Source organism: Demequina sp. NBRC 110054 (assembly GCF_002090115.1).
Classification (GTDB): Bacteria; Actinomycetota; Actinomycetes; order Actinomycetales; family Demequinaceae; genus Demequina.
This window is the reverse complement of the sequence record NZ_BBRK01000004.1, coordinates 802,203-820,737: the sequence shown is the minus strand read 5'-3', so window position 1 is coordinate 820,737 and position 18,535 is coordinate 802,203. Positions and strand designations below refer to the sequence as shown.

Annotated in this window: 15 protein-coding genes; 6 read left to right on the top strand and 9 right to left on the bottom strand. The window is 69.8% G+C overall.

Annotation, left to right across the window (positions count from 1 at the left end; genetic code table 11):
- The 7 genes from B7K23_RS03740 to B7K23_RS03710 all read right to left on the bottom strand — a co-directional run bounded on the left by B7K23_RS03740 (nt 1) and on the right by B7K23_RS03710 (nt 9,409).
- The gene (locus B7K23_RS03740) at nt 1–942 is read right to left on the bottom strand and encodes a D-alanine--D-alanine ligase (RefSeq protein WP_084125061.1); all 942 of its coding nucleotides are present in this window, start codon (nt 940–942) and stop codon (nt 1–3) included.
- A gap of 48 nt (nt 943–990) precedes the next feature.
- On the bottom strand, nt 991–2,292 hold the full coding sequence (locus B7K23_RS03735) for a PLP-dependent aminotransferase family protein (RefSeq protein ID WP_084125060.1): 1,302 nt from the start codon (nt 2,290–2,292) through the stop codon (nt 991–993).
- A 115-nt stretch (nt 2,293–2,407) separates the two neighbouring features.
- A complete protein-coding gene (trxB, locus tag B7K23_RS03730) occupies nt 2,408–3,736 on the bottom strand; it encodes a thioredoxin-disulfide reductase (protein WP_084125059.1) in 1,329 nt (442 codons plus the stop codon).
- A gap of 90 nt (nt 3,737–3,826) precedes the next feature.
- Nucleotides 3,827–5,185, bottom strand: coding sequence for a hypothetical protein (locus B7K23_RS03725; RefSeq protein ID WP_084125058.1), 1,359 nt, complete (start codon nt 5,183–5,185; stop codon nt 3,827–3,829).
- Between the two features lie 63 nt (nt 5,186–5,248).
- A complete protein-coding gene (gene murJ, locus B7K23_RS03720; RefSeq protein WP_159451300.1) occupies nt 5,249–6,949 on the bottom strand; it encodes a murein biosynthesis integral membrane protein MurJ in 1,701 nt (566 codons plus the stop codon).
- 1 nt (nt 6,950) lies between these two features.
- Nucleotides 6,951–8,873 (bottom strand): DUF6049 family protein, encoded by a 1,923-nt coding sequence (locus tag B7K23_RS03715; protein WP_084125056.1) that lies wholly within the window; start codon nt 8,871–8,873, stop codon nt 6,951–6,953.
- The gene (locus B7K23_RS03710; protein WP_084125055.1) at nt 8,870–9,409 is read right to left on the bottom strand and encodes an NUDIX hydrolase; all 540 of its coding nucleotides are present in this window, start codon (nt 9,407–9,409) and stop codon (nt 8,870–8,872) included. Before B7K23_RS03710 ends, B7K23_RS03715 begins: the two co-directional genes overlap by 4 nt.
- A gap of 183 nt (nt 9,410–9,592) precedes the next feature.
- Between B7K23_RS03710 and B7K23_RS03705 the strand changes: the two genes are divergently transcribed.
- Together B7K23_RS03705 and B7K23_RS15900 are read left to right on the top strand one after the other, a co-directional pair.
- Complete coding sequence (locus tag B7K23_RS03705) at nt 9,593–11,059, top strand: CCA tRNA nucleotidyltransferase (protein WP_084126115.1); 1,467 nt, start codon at nt 9,593–9,595, stop codon at nt 11,057–11,059.
- A 711-nt stretch (nt 11,060–11,770) separates the two neighbouring features.
- The gene (locus B7K23_RS15900; RefSeq protein ID WP_234996408.1) at nt 11,771–12,130 is read left to right on the top strand and encodes a hypothetical protein; all 360 of its coding nucleotides are present in this window, start codon (nt 11,771–11,773) and stop codon (nt 12,128–12,130) included.
- A gap of 292 nt (nt 12,131–12,422) precedes the next feature.
- Here B7K23_RS15900 and ald read toward each other — a convergent pair whose 3' ends face one another.
- The gene (gene ald, locus B7K23_RS03695; protein ID WP_084125053.1) at nt 12,423–13,517 is read right to left on the bottom strand and encodes an alanine dehydrogenase; all 1,095 of its coding nucleotides are present in this window, start codon (nt 13,515–13,517) and stop codon (nt 12,423–12,425) included.
- Nucleotides 13,518–13,680: 163 nt separating this feature from the next.
- Here ald and B7K23_RS03690 point away from each other — a divergent pair, with 163 nt between their 5' ends.
- The gene (locus B7K23_RS03690; RefSeq protein WP_084125052.1) at nt 13,681–14,214 is read left to right on the top strand and encodes an Lrp/AsnC family transcriptional regulator; all 534 of its coding nucleotides are present in this window, start codon (nt 13,681–13,683) and stop codon (nt 14,212–14,214) included.
- Nucleotides 14,215–14,310: 96 nt separating this feature from the next.
- On the opposite strand, the gene B7K23_RS03685 is transcribed toward B7K23_RS03690, so the two are convergent.
- The gene (locus B7K23_RS03685; protein WP_084125051.1) at nt 14,311–15,621 is read right to left on the bottom strand and encodes an MFS transporter; all 1,311 of its coding nucleotides are present in this window, start codon (nt 15,619–15,621) and stop codon (nt 14,311–14,313) included.
- A 112-nt stretch (nt 15,622–15,733) separates the two neighbouring features.
- Here B7K23_RS03685 and B7K23_RS03680 point away from each other — a divergent pair, with 112 nt between their 5' ends.
- The 3 genes from B7K23_RS03680 to B7K23_RS03670 are packed head-to-tail and all read left to right on the top strand — an operon-like array spanning nt 15,734 to nt 18,463.
- Entirely contained in the window at nt 15,734–17,083 is a 1,350-nt protein-coding gene (locus B7K23_RS03680; RefSeq protein WP_200809760.1) for an acyltransferase, read from the top strand.
- Between the two features lie 19 nt (nt 17,084–17,102).
- Complete coding sequence (locus tag B7K23_RS03675) at nt 17,103–17,816, top strand: TetR family transcriptional regulator (RefSeq protein ID WP_200809759.1); 714 nt, start codon at nt 17,103–17,105, stop codon at nt 17,814–17,816.
- Complete coding sequence (locus B7K23_RS03670) at nt 17,813–18,463, top strand: LysE family translocator (protein WP_084125048.1); 651 nt, start codon at nt 17,813–17,815, stop codon at nt 18,461–18,463. The genes B7K23_RS03675 and B7K23_RS03670 overlap by 4 nt, the downstream gene beginning before the upstream one ends.
- The last annotated feature ends 72 nt before the right edge of the window (nt 18,464–18,535 follow it).

Sequence of the window (18,535 nt, the reverse complement as noted above, 5' to 3'; positions counted from 1 at the left end):
TCAGACTCCTCGCGCCGCGGCTGAGGCGATGATCGCGTAGTAGAGATCCTGGAGCGGCACGCCCGCCGCTCCGATCGCCTGGGGCATGAGCGACGTCTCGGTCATCCCCGGCGAGATGTTGATGTCGATCACCTGCGGGACTCCCTCGCGGTCCAGGATCACGTCGACGCGGGACAGGTCCCTGAGATCCATGCTGCGGTGCACGTCGACCGCGGTCTGCTGCACGAGCTGAGCCTGCTCGTCGCTCAGTCGCGCGGGCGCGAAGTACTCGATGCGGCCGGGGTTGTATCGAGCGTCGTAGTCGTAGCTGCCGTCGGCGGGGGAGACCTCGACCGCGGGAAGCGCACGCGCCTCGTCGCCGGTGCCGATGACGCTCATGGCGACCTCGATGCCCTCTATGAAACGCTCGATGAGCGCCATGTCCCCATAGGCGAAGCAGTGGACCATCGCTTTGGCAAGGTCATCCCTGGTATTCACGATGGAAAGGCCGAGCGCGGAGCCTCCGCGCACCGGCTTCACGACGAGCGGGAAGCCGAGCTTGCCCGCGATCGCGTCCAGCATCTGCTCTGCGCCGACCTCGCGGAAGAGAGACTGAGGCATGGTGACGGCCTCGGGTGTGTGGATCCCGTGCCGGCCGAGCACCGCCTTCGCCACCGACTTGTTCCAGGCGACGCGGGCCGCGGGCGACGTCGTGCCGACGTAGGGGACGCCGAGGACCTCGAGCAGGGCCTGGAGCGAGCCGTCCTCACCGGACGAGCCGTGCAGGAGCGGCCACACGACGTCGATAGAGCCTTCCGACAGTGCGGGGATCAGATCCGCGTCGACGTCGTGCAGGGTCACCTCGACACCAGCGTCGCGGAGCTCCTCCTGGACGCGCCGCCCCGAGCGGATCGACACATCCCGCTCGTGACTCAGTCCGCCGGCAAGGATCATCGCGTGCATGGGGTGGGTCCTCTCTGACGAGCCAGGGCGTCACGGGTGGGTAGGGGATCAGTTCAGGTCGGGGGAAGGGAAGTCCACGGACTCGGAGAGCCCGGACCCTGAGGTGCCGAAGATCCGCACCGTCTCAAGCTCCGCGTCCACGACGGTCGCGAGCCTGCGCACGCCCTCACGGATGCGATCAGGAGTCGGGTAGCAGTAGGAGAGCCTGAGGTGCTCGGTGCCCGAGCCGTCGATGAAGAACGCGGAGCCGGCGACGTAGGCGACGCGTGCGGTGATGGCGCGGGGGAGCATCGACTTGGCGTCGAGGCCCTCGGGAAGCTTGACCCAGACGTAGAAGCCGCCGTCGGGCACGTTCCACGAGGCCTCCGGGATGTGCTCCTGGAGCGCGGAGATCGTGGCGTCGCGGCGCTCCCGGTACTGCTCGCGGAAGCTCTTGATCTGCCCCTGCCAGTCCTGGTGGTCCAGGTAGCTGCGGATCGCGAGCTGGCTCGCGTTCGAGGGGGAGAGGATCGCTGCCTCCGACGCGAGCACGAGCTTCTCGCGCACCGCGTGCGGAGCCACGGCCCAGCCCACGCGGAACCCGGGGGCAAAGGTCTTCGAGAAAGACCCCAGGTAGATGACACCATCGGGGTCCATCGACCGCAGCGCGGGATACGGATCCCGATCGAAGCCGAGCAGGCCGTAGGGGTTGTCCTCAAGGATCAGGACCCCGTGGCGCTGGCAGATCTCGAGCACGCGGGGGCGACGCTCGAGCGACAGGGTGACGCCCGCGGGGTTGTGATAGTTCGGCACCGTGTAGAGGAACTTCACGCGACGGCCCTCGGCCTTGAGCCGCGTGAGCGTCTCATCCAGCAGCTCGGGGATCAATCCGTCCGCATCCATCGGCACGTGGACGACGTCCGCCTCGCGCGCGCGGAACACGCCCAGCGCACCCACGTACGACGGGGCCTCGGCGACGATGACGTCGCCCGGATCGATGAAGATGTTGGTGACCAGGTCCAGCGCCTGCTGCGAGCCCGTGGTGACCACGACATCGTCCGCGTGGGCCGAGATCCCCTCGAGGGCCATGACGTCGAGGATGCGCTCCCTGAGGCCCTCGTCACCCTGGCCCGAGCCGTACTGGAGCGCGATCTCGCCCTGCTCCACGATGAGCCGCTTCATCATCTCGCCGAGCTCCTCGAGAGGCAGGCCGCCGATGTAGGGCATCCCACCCGCGAGGGAGACCACCTCGGGCCGGCTCGCGACCGCGAACAGCGCGCGGATCTCCGAGGCTCGCATCTCGTGGGCGCGTGCGGCGTACGACCCATACCAGGGGTCGAGCCGCGTGCCGCCATTCTCCGAGGTGCTCATGCGCGCCAGTCTCGCATGTTCGGACGAGCGTCGGTGCACTCACGCCCCCGGACGAACGACGAAGGCCCGACCCTCCTGCGGGAGAGCCGGGCCTTCGGAAGCGTAGAGGTGCCTGTCAGGCGTTCGCGGACGTCTCCTCGAGCACCTCGTCGAACAGCTCGATCAGCGCAGGCTTGGGCTTGGCGCCGATGACGGACTTCACCGCCTGACCGCCGGAGAAGAACATCATCGTCGGGATCGAGGTGATGCCGTAGCTCGCTGCAAGAGAGCCGTTCGCGTCGGTGTCGACCTTCACGACCTTGATGCGGCCCGCGTAGTCCTGCGCGAGCTCGTCGAGGATCGGAGCGACCGCGCGGCACGGACCGCACCACGTCGCCCAGAAGTCCACGACGACGGGGATCTTCGACTCGAGGACCTCAGCCTGGAACGAGTCCACCGTCGCAGCCACCGGGGCGTCGTGCACCGGCGCCTCGTCCTCGTCGGCCACAGGAGCGTCGGCGACCGCCGCATCGTCGCCGTGCGCATCGAGCCAGTGCTGGGCGTCGAGCGCGGCCGAGCAGCCCATGCCGGCGGCGGTGATCGCCTGGCGGTAGCGGCTGTCGACCAGGTCGCCACACGCGAACACGCCGTCGACGTTCGTCGCCGTCGTGCGGCCCTCTACCAGGACGTATCCCGCGTCGTCCGTGTCGACGACGCCCTTGACGAGCTCCGAGCGCGGGACATGTCCGATCGCCACGAAGAGGCCGGTGGCATCCAAGGTGGACTCCTCGCCGGTCTTCACGTTCTGCACTCGCACGCCGGCGAGCTTGTCGCCGCCGTCGAGGCCCACGACCTGCGAGTCCCACACGAACTCGATCTTCGGGTCGTTCTTGGCGCGGTCTGCCATGATCTTGGACGCACGCAGCTCGTCACGGCGGTGAACCAGGTACACCTTGCGGGCGAAGCGCGTGAGGAACGTCGCCTCCTCGACGGCGGAGTCGCCGCCGCCGACCACGACGACGTCCTGGTCGCGGAAGAAGAAGCCATCGCACGTCGCGCACCACGACACACCCTTGCCCGACAGGCGCTTCTCGTCGTCGAGGCCCAGCTCGCGGTAGGCGGAGCCGGTCGCGAGGATGATCGCCTTGGACTCGTATGTGGTGCCCATGCCGGTCGTCACGGTCTTGACGGGACCCTCGAGCGAGAGCTCGGTCGCGTCGTCGAAGATCACCTCGGCGCCGAAGCGCTCTGCCTGGGCCTGGAGCGTCTCCATGAGCTCCGGGCCCTGCACGCCCTCGACGAAGCCGGGGAAGTTCTCGACCTCCGTCGTGTTCATCAGCGCGCCGCCGGCGGTGATGGAGCCGGCGATCACGAGGGGCTGGAAGCCCGCGCGCGCGGCGTAGATGGCGGCGGTGTACCCGGCGGGGCCGGAGCCGACGATGATCAGGTTGCGGATGTCACTCATGGGAGTCCTCGCATTGCGTTCGGGGAGAGACCTGTTCCAATTTCCAGAACAGATCGTAGTCGCCGCATGTTCCCTCAGCGGGCAGAGGGCTCAGCCGTCGTCGGCCGAGGCGGTCGGGCCGTAGGTGTAGGCGGGGTAGGAGTTAGGCGGCGGGTTGTGCCGGTCCATGTCCGTCGTGAAGGGTTGCTCGAGCAGGTCGAGAGCGAACATCCACGCGGCCACGACGGCGGCAGCACCGACGAGCAGGAGCAGCAGGCGCGTCCGGATGGGCCCCGGACGGCCCGCACGGGCGTGCGCCGACTCGTAGACGCGCGCGAACACCTCTGAGCGGGGCCACCGGCGGTGGAACGGCTCGACCATCGCCTCCCATACGGAGCGGGACGGTCCGGAATTCTGCTCGTCCGACATCGCGTCGAACGCGGCCAGGTCATCGAACATGTCGCGCTCGTCGGTCGGCACCTCGGCGATGGGGGCCGGCGCAGGCGGCTCCACCTCCGGCTCCTCCACGACCGGCTCCTCCTCGGGCTCCTCCACGGGGAGGGCCGCGGCGACGGCCTCGAGCCGCTCCGACGCGACGTCCGAGCGCAGGTCCGGGGCGGCGTGCGAGGCGGCGGCGGAGACGGCCACGATCCGGCTCGCCTCGGAGAGCACGTCCGCCGAGACGATGTCCGCGGCGGGCCTGCCGAAAGTCTCGTGCATCTCCGCCTGCGCGACCTCTGCGCGGAGCGGAAGGCTCCTGACCGCGCCCGCGAATCCGCGCAGCGCACCATGGTCGGGCGGGAAGGCATCGACGACGTCGCTGAGGCCGGCCTCCGAGGACTGCTCGAGGACCGAGACGCAGAGCGCTCTCGCCCCTGCGGGAATCTCGTCGGGAAGATCCGACACGGCGGTATCCGGGGCCCGCAGACCGGTGACGCACTCGATGTACAGGTGGACCAGGTCGATCGCGTCTCGAGACCTCGCGTCGGTCGAGGAGGCGAGGTCGCCGCGGAGATGCCCGTCGATGCCCAGGCCGGAGAGCACCGGCACGCCAGCCTCGGAGACGGTCACCGCACTGCTGCGGATCGCACCGTGGTGGATGCCGCGCGCGGACAGCGGCACGAGTGCCCGAGCGATCGAGCCCACGATGGACCCCGCGAGCCGAGGGGGAAGGCTGCGGCGGCTGAGAGCGTCACCGAGGTCCGTGCCGCGTGGCCGATCAACGACGACGTAGTGCACCGCGGGCTCCGTGCTGGTATCCGTGCCGCTCGCGATGACCCGTGCGAGCCGCGGGTCGCGCACCGTGGAGGTCCGCGCGACCGCGGCGGTGACCTCGGTGCCGTGCTCGCTCGCGAGCACGTACACGTTGACGTCCCGACGCAGGCGGTCGTCCCTCGCCCGCCAGCGCGCGGCGCCGTCGAGGTCGAAGGCCTCCTCGGACGCGAGCGTGAAGCGGTGCGCCAACGTCACACCAGACTGCACCTTGTTGACCCCCAAAAAGAACTTCTGGGCCACTCGTGCCCTGATGTCTGATTATCGTACGCGGCGGAGACGGCGAGTCACCGGTGACAGCATCTGCCCCAGTTCCTCAACGCCCAACAGCTTCAGAATGATCCCGTATACCAGGAACATCGTGACCGCGATCGCGACGCCGAGCGCGCCGGCGGTCAGGACGCCGTCCACCCCGGTCAGCGTGGCCGCCTCCGGTGCCCACCACACGATCAGGCCGCCCGCACCCACGGCAGGGATGATCGCGAGCACGGACTTCGCATAGACGGGGACGATGCGGGAGCCGTCCAGCCAGCCGAAGCGCTTGCGCAGCGTGAGGGTGCGCAGGATGACCGCGATGACGTTCGAGGCGACCAGGCCGAGCGCGACGCCGACGGTCCACCACCGGGCGGGAGCGACCGCCTGCACGCCGTAGGCGACAGCGACCCACACGATCGTCATCGGGATCTGGATGTAGAAGATCGACCGCGCGTCCTCCAGGACGAACAGCACGCGCTTCACGAGGACCATGAGGCCGAGCGGCACGAGGCCCAGGGAGAGGGCCTGCAGGACGGGGATGGTGACGGCAACATCGTCCGGGGGGCTCGGCGCCATCATCACGCGAGTGATCGGACCTGCCGCCACGATCATCGTCGCGGATGCCCACACGCCGAACACGGCGATCACGCGGGCGCCTCGGGAGATCTCGCCCACGAGGCCCCGCGTGTTGCCGGACGTATGGAAGCGCGACATCGACGTGAACAGGGCGGTCAGCAGCGACACCGTGACGAGCGAATGAGGGACGATGTAGATCGTCATCGCCTGGAAGTAGGCGGCGTTTCCCGCGATCGCCTCCGCCTGGTCGGTGTTGACGGCCGTCGCCACGCGGAGCGCCGCCAACCCGCCCACCTGCTCCACGGCGACAGCGGCGAGCGCCCAGGTCACGACCTGCTTGAGCGAGCCCATCTCGCCGGGCTCGCCGGACCAACGCCATCGCAGGCCGTAGCCCCCGCGGATCAGCGGGATCAGCAGGATGAGCGCCTGCGCGGCAATGCCGAGAGTCGCGGTCCCGCCCAGGAGCGCGATCCGCTCGGGGGTCCACTCGGACGCATCGATTGCCCTCTCGTCGACGGCGATGCGTCCGTAGATGCCCAGGTAGGCCGCAAGACCCGCGATCGAGACGATGTTGTTGAGGACGGGGGCCCACATGAAGGGCCCGAACTGCTCGCGGGCGTTGAGCACCTGCCCCAGCAGCGTGTAGATCCCGTAGAACGTCACTTGGGGGATGATCCAGTAGGCGAGCCCCGTGGCGACCGCGAGCTGGTCCTCCTTCCATCCCGACGCGAGGAGCCGCACCATCAGCGGCGCGGCGAGAGTGAACACGAGGCCTGCGGCGATCGAGATCACAGTGCCGACCGTGAGGATGCGATCGACGATCCGCTTGCCGTCGGGCTGCTGGAAGGCCTTGATGATCTGGGGCACCAGGGCAGCGTTGAGGACGCCAGCGGCGAGCAGCGCGTAGAGCGAGTTGGGGATCTTGTTCGCGACGTCGTAGGCGTTCGCGGCGCCCGTGGTCGCACCGACCGCCGCCAGCAACATCCAGTTGCGGAGCCAGCCCGTGGCTCGCGAGACGAACGTGCCCGAAGCCATGATCGCCGTCGACCGCCCGAGCCGGCGGCCGCTCATGCGCTGGCCCGTCCCGCCTGCCTCTGGCTCTGGCGCTGACTCCTGCTCGGGTGCGGTCACGTCAGGTATTGTCGCGCGTCTCGGTGTCGGAAGGCGTCTCATCCACAGGAGCGTCGAGGTCGGAGGGCTTCACTCGGGTGTCCCGGCGTCCACGTCGGATGGTGCGGATCACGCCCGCGATGAGGAGCAGCACGAGCAGCACTGAGAAGACCGCCGTCGCCGCGTTTCCCCAGTCCGCGCGCACGCGCACGGTGAGGTTCTGGGGCTCCGAGATGATGTCGCCCTCGACGGTGCGGATCGTCACGTAGACCACGACGTTCGCAGAGGAGACCGCGCTGACCGGGATCTGCACCACCGCGTCCGAACCCGCGGGGATCGTGACCTCCGGCCTTCCCGTGATCTGCAGCTCGGGCGAGTTCGAGGCTGCGGCGACGATGACGGTCAGCTCCTGTGCGGTGGTGTTGCGGACCGTCACCGGGAGCTCACCTTCGGCGGCGATGAAGTTGATGTCAGAGGAGGTCGCGACGGAGACGCCGCCGATCGCTTCCTCTGCAGTAGTGAGCGCCCCCGAGACCAGAGCGGCGCGGGTACCGAGACCGGCTCGAGACGGCAGGGAGACGGCCCGCAGCAGGTCGAGTGCGTAGTACTGCAAGGTAGCGGTCGGGTCGGTCGCGGTCGACGCGATCACCTGGACACCCTCGAGTGCCGCCGCGAGCTCGGAGACGGACTCGGTGTCGAGATCGTCCCCCGTGTCCGTCTTCTTCGAGGCGGGCTTGCCCGTGGGCAGGTCCTCGGCGTCGAGGGCGGTGGACAGCGGCACGGCCTCGACCCACGGCGCCTCGAGCATCGCGTCGAGGGCGGACTCGGTGCCGTCGCCCAGCGTCCAGGATTGACCGGGGGAGACGACGACGAGGTCCTCGTCGCCGTACAGGGCGGTCACGGCCGTCTCGGCGACCATGCGCGACGCCCCCGACACGACGTCCATGGAACCCGCGCGCAGGATCTCGCTGAGCTCCTCGTCAGGGCGGACCACGGTGATGCTGTCGTCGCCCAGCGTGACGTCGACGACGGCCGCGTCACCGCCGCCCCGGACGCCGTCGGCGTCGAAGCGTGGCTCGAGGATGACGGCCTCGACCCCAGCTGCCATCGCCGCGCGCAGCGTGGGGCGGTCAGCGACCGCGACCGGAGCGAGGAGGGACGAGTACCGCAGCACGGCTGAGGCGTCGCTGTTGGCGTCCCCGACGGCGTACTCGATCAGGGAGGAGTCGCCCGCCCGCGCGAGCGAGGTCAGGTCGGCGTTGCCCGCCGGCATGCGGAAGAGCTCGGCCGCCGAGGTCGGCACGTTCGTCTCGAGCGCGGGGTCGACGAGCAGCGTCACGCCCGTCGTGTCGGCCGCCTCCATGAGCGCGGCCGCGCGCGTGGCGCTTCCCGTCACGGTCGCGACGGTCGCGATCTGAAGATCCGGAAGGTCGACGGGGGCCCACGTGATCACCATCGAGTCCACCGTGACCGCGCCGTCGGCGCCGATGACCGTCACGGTGACGCCGTACACGCCGGCGCGGCGCTTGGGGAGCCCTAGGTCAGCAGCCTCGGCGGACAGCGTCACCGACGTGCCCTCCTCCGCATCTGTGGAGGTGTGGTCAGCGAGCATCTCCTCCGCGACCGTGTGGCGACCGAAGCTCTCGGGGGAGTCGAGGAACTCCGCGATCTTCGCGTGCGAGCGCAGCGCCTTGTCGGTGATCCGCAGGTGGACCTGACGGCCCGCGTAGGCGGCCGACGAGTCAGCGTCGAGCGTGGTCGTGATGCTGAGCGTCGAGTCGCTCTCGACGACGGTGGGACTCGCGTCCGAGATGACGCCGGTGATCTCGGTGGAGGTCTCCTCGTCGACGGCCGCCGGCGCCGAAGCGCCGAGCGCGGTCAGGGGTGCGCCCGCGATCGCACCCGCCACCACCAGCGTGAGCAGCGGGCGAAGCCGACGGATCACGTGGGAGCCAGCAGGGTCACGGCGATCTGGGCCATCTTCCGCTCGTTCGGGAACGCGAGCCGCTGCACCAGGTTGGACAACGGGATCCACTCGGCCACCTCTGCCTCGTGGTCCGGGTCGTTGTCCGTGGTGATGAATCCGCCGCGCGCCTCGAGCAGATAGTGGTGCACGGTCTTGTGCACGCGCCGGTCGTCCCCGGTGAACCAGTAGTCGATGACCCCGATCGGCTGGATGATCTCCGAGGTGATGCCCGTCTCCTCGGCAACCTCGCGCACCGCCGCGATCTCAGGCGTCTCGCCCTGCTCGATGTGACCCTTGGGCAGGCACCACTCGAGGCGTCCGGCGCGATTGCGGCGCCCGATGCAGGCGGCGTACGCGATGCCGTCCTCGACCTTGATGGCCACTCCACCGGCGGACACCTCGTTGCTCACAGGCAGGTGCGCCGCCCTCTGCGAGCCGTCGCGTCTGCGCCGCACCGAGCTCGCCGCCGGCGGCATCGGCGCCGGGCGGGGTCGAGGGCTGGACGGGACGGGCATGCCGAAATCCTATCCGGGGAGTGTTGCGTGGACATATCTCCCGCACGGGGTGCGACCCGTATCGTCCTGTCTCCCCGCACGAGGCGCGACCCGCATCGTCCCGTCGTCTCGCACGAGGCGCGGCCCGCATCGTCCCTCCGTCCCGCACGGGGACGAAGCGCCACATCTGGGATGCTTGACCCCATGACCCGTCGATCCACCGTGCCTGACCGCGTGCCCCTCGACGTGCTGAGGAGTCGTGCGGAGGGGCTGTGGGCGGCGCTGCCCCCCGAGGTCGCGGAGCTCGGCACGCTGTTCGCCGACGCGGGCCACGAGCTCGCGCTCGTCGGCGGTCCCGTCCGCGACGCGTTCCTCGGGCGCTCGTCGGCCGATCTGGACTTCGCGACGAGCGCGCGTCCCGAGGAGACCGAGCGTCTCCTCAAGCGCTGGACGTCGGCGACATGGGACATGGGGCGCGACTTCGGCACCATCGGTGGGCGTCGTGGCGACGTCGTGGCCGAGATCACGACATACCGCGCTGATGAGTACGACGGCGCGACCCGCAAGCCCACAGTCTCCTTCGGCGACAGCCTCGAGGGCGACCTCGCGCGCCGTGACTTCACTGTGAACTCCATGGCGGTGGCGCTGCCGTCGCTCGAGTTCATCGATCCGTTCGGCGGCCTCGAGGACCTCGCGGGAGGGCTGCTGCGGACCCCGATCGAGCCGACGGTGTCCTTTGGCGACGATCCGCTGCGGATGATGCGCGCCGCGCGTTTCGCCTCGCAGCTCGGCTTCGAGATCGAGCCCGCGACCTTCTCCGCGATGCACGAGATGTCCGGCCGCATCGAGATCGTGAGCGCCGAGCGCGTGCGAGACGAGCTCACCAAGCTGCTGCTCGGCGGCGACGTCCGCGCGGGCCTCACCGCGCTGGTCGACTCCGGCATCGCCGACGTGATCCTGCCCGAGCTCCCCGCGCTGCGGCTGGCCGTCGACGCGAGCCATCACCACAAGGACGTCTACGAGCACACCCTCACGGTGGTCGACCAGGCGATCGACCTCGAGACGGATGCGGACGGGCCCGTCCCTGGTCCGGACCTGACCCTGCGCCTCGCCGCGCTTCTGCACGATATCGGCAAGCCGCCCACGAAGCGCCTGGAGGCAGGAGGGGTCGTCACCTTCCACCACCACGAGATCGTGGGCGCGAAGATGTCGACCAAGCGGCTCAAGGCGCTGCGCTTCGACAAGGAGACCACCAAGGCGGTCAACCTCCTCGTGTCGCTGCACCTGCGATTCCACGGCTATGCCGACGCCCGTTGGTCGGACTCGGCGGTGCGTCGCTACGTGACGGACGCGGGCGACCAGCTCGAGCGCCTCCACCGGCTCACGCGCGCCGACGTCACGACCGGCAACCGACGCAAGGCCGACCGCCTGTCCTTCGCGTACGACGACCTCGAGCACCGGATCGCCGAGCTGCGCGAGCAGGAGGAGATCGACGCGATCCGCCCCGACCTCGACGGCACGCAGATCATGGAGATCCTCGGGATCAGGCCCGGGCGCGAGGTCGGTCAGGCGTACAAGCACCTGCTCGATTTGCGCATGGAGCACGGTCCGCTCGGCGCGGAGCGCGCGGAGGCCGAGCTGCGCGCGTGGTGGGCGGAGCGCTCTTCGTAGCTAGGTGGTGTCGGTGGGCGGCAGAGTCTCCCGGAGGAACGCCATGTCCCCTGAGGAGCGTGCGATGTCTCCCGAAGGAACGTGATGACCCCTCGTCCCCAACCCGCCGCCTGACTGGACCTCTCCCCAGGGTGGCACGCGTCGAGTACGGGAGTGCCCCTCGTCCACGACGCTCGATCTATGTCGATGGCCGATCTCAGACACCTCCTGCTTACTCGCATGGGTCCCTTCACCCTCGCTGAGCTCCGGGCGCACGCGTCACGGAACGGGATCAATGGCGCGATCGACCGAGGCGAGATCGTCAGGCTGGTGCCGAACCTGTATGTCTCGAGCGTGCACGCCGAGTCGTGGAGTGTCCGCTCCCTTGCTGCCGCCGACTGGTCCCGCGGCGTGATCGCAGGAGACGCCGCTCTAGCCTGGGCGGGTCTCGGGGATCCGCCGTTCCGCATCGATGTCGTCGTGTCCCCGGGTCGTCAGAGGCGCGGACCCGGCTGGATCCGTGTGCGTGCCACGGGGGATTCCTTCAACTGTTGGCACGCGATGGGTAGGCGCGTGATGGTGCCGGATCGAGCGGTTGTCGAAGCGTTTGCGTGGGCCGATTCAAGAACGAGACCAGAGAAGATCTTCGGTGCATGCCGTCGCGGCGCAAGGCCGGAGGGGATCCTCGCGGCGGCGCAACGGGTCTCGCGAGTCCCGGATCGCAGGCTGCTGATGAGATGCCTGCGCGCCGCGGAGGAAGGTTCCGAGAGCTTCCTGGAGATGGACGCGGCGCGACGCGTGCTGCGTGGACCTTTGCTCGAGCGGTGCGTCCGGCAGCACGATGTACGAGTTGAGGGCCGACGGTTCCGGATCGACGCCTTCCACGCGGAGTCGGCCACGGCGCTCGAGTTCGACGGAGAGGCGTTCCACACAGCACCGACGCAGGTGGCGAATGACCGCGACAGGGACGGCCTGCTCGGGACGATCGGCATTCAGACCGTGCGGTTCGGGTATGCCGCCGTGCGGGACCACCCGGACGTATGTCGAGCGCGTGCTGAGGCGACGATTCGCTCGCGGCTCAAGGGGACATAGCGTTCCCCCACGAGACCACAGGTCGCCGAAATGGGACATGACGTTCCTACAGGAGACATCGCGCGCTGCGCAGCGGGCGAGGCGCAGCGCGCGAGGGTGCGAGCAGCCGTCTGAACGCGATGAGGCCGACGCCCCAGGCGGGAGAAGATGCCTGGTGCGTCGGCCTCGTGCGGGCGCGGCGCGCAAGGCGCCGCACAGTGGGGACCAACGGTAGGTGGGGACCGATGGAGAGGGCCAGGTGGTCGGACCGGCGGACCTGGTGCTGGATCAGACCGGTGGACCGACCCGCGGATCAGACCGCCGCAGGGAGCTCCGGGAAGATCTCCGCCACGGGGCCGTGGACGATCTTGCCGCCGACGGTGGCAAGGCCGCGTGCGAGCGACGGGTCCTTGGCCGTGGCGACCTCCCAGCCGTCGTTCGCGAGGCGCACCGCGTAGGGCAGGGTCGCGTTGGTCAGCGCGAGGGTCGAGGTGTTGCCGACCGCGCCCGGCATGTTGGCGACGCAGTAGAAGATCGAGCCCTCGACCTGGAAGGTCGGCTCGGCGTGGGTCGTGGCGTGCGAGTCCTCGAAGCAGCCGCCCTGGTCGATAGCGATGTCGACGAGCACCGAGCCCGGCTTCATGCGCGACACGAGGTCGTGGGAGACGAGCTTCGGCGCCTTGTCGCCCGCGACGAGCACCGCTCCGACGACCAGGTCGGCCTCGAGGCACGCCTGCTCGACCTCGTAGGCCGAGGAGACGACGGTCTTGACGCGACCGGCGTACAGCGCGTCGAGCTGGCGCAGGCGCGGGATCGACAGGTCGAGCACCGTGACCTCGGCACCCAGGCCGACGGCCTGCGAGATCGCGTTCTGGCCGGACATGCCGGCGCCGAGCACGGTGACCTTCGCCGGACGGACGCCCGGGACGCCGCCGAGCAGCACGCCGCGGCCGCCGGCCGAGGACTGGAGGTTGAACGCGCCGACCATCGTCGCCATGCGGCCCGCGACCTCGGACATCGGGGCGAGCAGCGGCAGCGAGCCGTCCGGCAGCTCGACGGTCTCGTACGCGATCGCGGTCGTGCCCGCGGCGACGAGCGCCTGGGTGAGCGCCTCGTCGGCGGCGAGGTGCAGGTAGGTGAAGAGCAGGAGGTCGTCGCGGAGGTACTTGTACTCGGAGGCGATGGGCTCCTTGACCTTGAGGACCATCGGCTGGGCCCAGGCCTCCTCGACCGTGCCGAGAGTCGCACCCGCGGCGACGTACTCCTCGTCGGTGAAGGCGCTGCCGAGACCGGCGCCGGCCTCGATCGTGACGGTGTGGCCGTGCTTCACGAACTCGTGCACACCGGCAGGCGTGATCGCCACGCGCTTCTCGTTGTTCTTGATCTCTGCGGGGATGCCGACGTGCATGGTCCCTCTCCTTCGCCTTCGCTCCGATGCGGCAGGAGGCCTGGGGATTCAGGTCTCCTGTCGCGGTCACTTCGCTGACCTTCTTCAATTGTCGAAGATCCTCCGGCAAGCGCAACGAATCATGAATACAATCGCCGAAACGGCGGTGAATCTCGGAGGATCTATGTCAGAACGCGTGGAAGGGGCCTCCCGGCCGTCGAATCTTCGGCTCGACGAGCTCGACGAGCACATCCTGTGGGAGCTGTCGCGGGACGCGCGCCTGTCCAACACCGCGCTCGCGGCGAAGGTGCACGTCTCCCCGTCGACCACTCACGCGCGCGTGAAGTCGCTTCGCGACGCCGGAGTCATCAAGTCCTCCCACATCGAGATGGACTTCGAGGCGCTCGGGCTGCCGGTGCAGGGACTCATCTCGGTCAAGCTCCAGGCGCAGGCACGCCCGCAGATCAAGACCTACGCCCGCAAGGTCGTGCGTCTGCCGAACGTGATGTCGGTGTTCTTCGTCGGAGGGCAGGTCGACTTCCTCATCCACGTCGTGTGCACGTCCACGGGTCAGCTGCGCGACTTCGTCGCGAGCTACATCTCGATGGATCCCGTGGTCGCGTCGACCGAGACCAACATCGTGTTCGAGCACCTCATCGGCGCCGAGCACCACGGCACGACGGGCGGCATTCAGGCGATGCGCAAGCCCTTCGAGTAGGAGGCTCCCTTAGGGACGATGCGTCTGAGCGGCGGGCGCGGGGTTCCCCGCGGCAGGGGAGACAGGGACGATGCGTCAGTGGTCGGGTGTGCGAGTTCAGTTCGCGACGGGTCGCGGGGGAACGGGTCGCACCTCGTGCGGGGTGCGCGCGAACACGATCGCGACCAGCACGTAGACCACCGCGATGCCGAGCATGATCGGGCGCGACCAGCCGCTGTCGGGGAGGATCAGCCCGCCGACCACGGCCGAGGACATGAAGGCGACGTTGTAGGCCATGTCGTAGAGCGTGAAGGCCCGGCCGCGGACATGGTCCTCGGTGTCGCGCTGGACGATCGTGTCGACCGCGATCTTCCCTCCCTGGACCGCGAAGCTCACGATGATCGCGGCGGTGAGCAGCGCCCACGCGGTCGGCGCGGTCGCGAGCACGATCTGCCCGACCGCGCCGATGCCGAGGCAGATGAGGATCCACCGCTCGCGCGAGACGCGGTCGCCGAGCATCGGCGTGATCACCGCCGCGAGACCGAACCCGACCGCCGCGAACCCGAGGACGATCGAGAACGCGCCCAGGGCCGCCTCCGCGTCGTCCGGGTCGGCGAGGATGCTGCGCGACGCGAGGATCGATGCCACGAAGACCAGTCCGTAGAGCAGCCGCTGCGCCGACATCACGCCGAGCGCGTGCCAGGGCGTGCGGCGCGCGCGGAGGTAGCGCTCGCCCTCCAGCAGCTCGGCGGTGAGCGCGCGCAGCTGCGCACCGACGTCGAGCTTCTCGAGCGGGTGCGTGGGGCCGAGCTCCTTGCGCGAGATGCGGGTCGCGGCGATCGACGAGGCGCCGAAGGCGAGTCCCGCGCAGATCAGCGCGGTGACAGCGAGCGAGTTGTCGCTCACCGAGGGAACGACGAACGTCGCGATCCCGCCGATCGCGCCGCCCACCGAGGCGGCGATCGTGCCGAGAGTGGGGAGCACGGCGTTCGCCGCGAGCAGCTGATGTGCGGGCACGACCTGCGGAAGGCCCGCGGTCATCGCCGCGAGCAGGAAGCGGTTCACCGACAGGGTCAGCAGCGCCGTCGCGTAGAGGGACCACACGGGCGCGTCCGCGAGCACGAGCGTGATGATGCCGGCGGCGAGCACGAGCCGTACGAGGTTGCCGACGAGCAGGATCCGCTGGCGCTGCCATCGGTCGATCAGCGGCCCGACGAACGGCCCGACGAGCGTGAAGGGCGCGAGCAGCACCGCGAAGCCGACGGCGATCTGCTCGGGCGAGGTCGCGGTCGTCGGATCGAAGAAGAACGCCGTCGCGATGCCGACCTGGAACATGCCGTCGCCGCCCTGGGACAGCAGCCGCGTCCAGGTGAGGCGGCGGAAGCCGGGAGACCTCCACAGCACACGGAGGTCGGCGCGCAGGGACATGCGGCTCAGGGTAGAGGCTGCGCGGGCATGCGGAGAGACACGGGGTGCCTGGCCGCCCGCTAGCATCGCGGCAGGGGCGACGGAAGCGGGGTCACGGGTGAGGCTCGGGGAGATGGTCGATGCGACGCCCGCGTCGCGCGACCGGTACGCGGATCTGCTGCGCGTCGGCTCACTCGCGGGGGTGATCCTGGGCCACTTCTTCATGGCCGCTGTCGCGATGGACCACGCCGCGGGCACGATCGCCGTCGCGAACGTTCTCGACACCCAGCCCTGGGCGCGCCCGCTCACCCTGATCTTCCAGGTGATGCCGATCTTCTTCGTGGTCGGCGGCTTCGCGCACGCGACGGCTTGGCGGACAGTGCGCCGCAGGGGAGGCGGGTACGCGGACTTCATCCGCTCCCGCATCGTCCGGCTGATGAGGCCGACGCTGGTCTTCGTAGCCATCGGGAATCTCGTGGGATTCTTCGTCGAGGCGAGCACGGCGGATGATGCGCTGACGGGCCCGGTGCTCCAGGTCGCGGGGCAGCTGCTGTGGTTCCTCGGGATCTACCTGATCGCGGTCGGCTTCGCGCCCGCGCTGCTCACCGCGCACGACCGCTGGGGATGGCGGGTGCTCGCGGCGCTCGCCGGCGCGGTGGTGCTCGTCGACGTGCTGCGTCTCGCGGTCGGGATCGACGGCGTGAAGTGGCTCAACTTCGCGTTCGTGTGGCTCGCCGTGCACCAGCTCGGCTTCTTCTACGCCGACGGCGTGGCCGACAGGGTGGGCGCGAGGCGCCTGGGAGGGACGATGCTGGGCGGGGGCGCGGCCGTCCTCGCCCTGCTCGCGTGGCTGGGTCCGTACTCGACGACGATGGTGTCGTACGCGGGCGAGGAGCTGTCCAATCTCGCGCCGCCCACGGTCGCCCTGCTGGTCTTCGCGGTCGCGCAGGCAGGAGCGCTCCTGCTGCTGCGCGGCCCAGCGACGCGCTGGCTCGCGCGGCGGCGGGTCTGGGCGACGGTCATCGTCGCCGGCTCGGTCGCGATGACCGCGTTCCTGTGGCATTTCACGGCTCTCATCGGCGTGCACCTCGTGCTGTGGGCCTTCGGGACGGACCTGAGCGGCGACCCGTCGACCGCATCGTTCTGGTGGGTCAAGCTCGCCATGCTCGTGCCGTTCCTGGCGCTGGTCCTCCTCCTCGTGATCGTCTTCCGGTTCGCCGAGCGGCCGCCGAAGCCCGCTCCACCTGCGGGCCCGTCCAGGGGCAGGGCCGTGCTCGCCGCGGCGTCGGTGGTGCTCGGAATCGTCGGCCTGCTCGGATTCGCCGTCACCGGCTTCCGCGGTGCCGGCGACCTCTACGTGGGCCACCTTGTCGGGATCCCGATCACCGAGCAGGTGGCGCTCGCGCTCGTCGCCCTCTCGTATGGTGCAGCCGAGCTCGCGGTGTGGTTCAGGACGGTCCGGGCTTACCCTGAGCGGAGTTGAACGCGTTCAGGAGGTCTCCTTGCCCACCCTCGACTCCACCACCCGCGACCGCATCGTCCAGGCGGCGACCGATCTGATCCTGGAGAACGGGTACGACGGGACGACGATGCGTGCGATCGCCGACCGCGCGGACGTCTCGCTGGGCAGCACCTACTACTACTTCTCCGGCAAGGAGGACCTGGTCCAGGGCTTCTACGAGAGCATCGCGCGCGAGCACGCGGACCTCACCCGGACAAGGATCGAGGGGGAGCGGTCGTTCAAGAAGCGACTCGGCACGGCTCTCGACACCTATCTCGAGGTCTCGTCGCGCTACCGGGCCGTCGCGGAGTCGCTCGTGAGCATGGCCGTCGTGCCGACGAGCCCCCTCAGCCCGTTCAGCGCCGAGTCCAAGCCCGCGCGCGAGACCTTCATCGCGCTGTACGAGGACGTCATCGAGGGCTCGGACCTCAAGACCGACGCCCGTCTGCGCGCCGCGTTGCCCGAGCTGCTGTGGCTCGTGCAGATGATCGTCACGCTCGGCTGGGTGCAGGACCTCTCCGAGGGCGGTCGGGTGTCGCGCAAGATCGTGGGGCGCCTCGCGCCGACGCTGTCGCGGCTCATCCGCGCGGCGCGGATCAAGCCGCTCGCGCCGCTCGCGCTCGACGCGGTCGATGCGCTCGACGCGATCAAGGAGGCCCGCCAGGCGCGGGTCGCGGGCACCGAGGCGGGCCAGGCCGGCGGGGGTGCGCCGTGATCGCGCCGCACACGCTGCTCGCCTTCGCGGCGCTCGCCTTCGTCGTCATCGCGATCCCGGGGCCGAGCGTCCTGTTCATCGTCGGCCGCGCGCTCCAGCACGGGCGGGGCCGCGCGCTGCTGTCGGTCGTGGGCAACGCCGGCGGCTTCATCGTCCACGCCGTGCTGGTCGCGACGGGCGTCGGCGCGCTCATCGCCGCGTCCGAGGCGGCCTTCGTGATCCTCAAGATCGTCGGCGGCCTCTATCTGATCTACCTGGGCATCCAGGCGATCCGTCACCGTCACGACGGCATCCGGGGCTGGGACCAGGACGATGCGGTGGTCGCCGAGGAGACCTCGGTCTGGAAGGTCCTCGCCGAGTCGTTCGTGGTCGGGGTGACGAACCCCAAGACCCTCGTCTTCGTCGCCGCCGTGCTGCCGCAGTTCGTCGAGCCGGCCGCGGGACCCGCGTGGGCGCAGATCCTCGTGCTCGGCGTGGTGTTCTCGGTGATCGCGATCGTCAGTGACGGCCTGTACGCGCTGCTCGCGGCGTGGGCGCGTGACTGGTTCGCGGGATCGCCGCGCAGGCTCGCGAGGATGCGCGCCGCGGGCGGGGGACTGATGGCGACGCTCGGCGTCGTTCTCCTGGTGTCGCGACGCGCGGCGTGAACCGCATCGTCCCGACCCCCGCATCGTCGGCACCCGGCGTCGTCCCTGCTGCCGCATCGTCCCTGGGCCCTG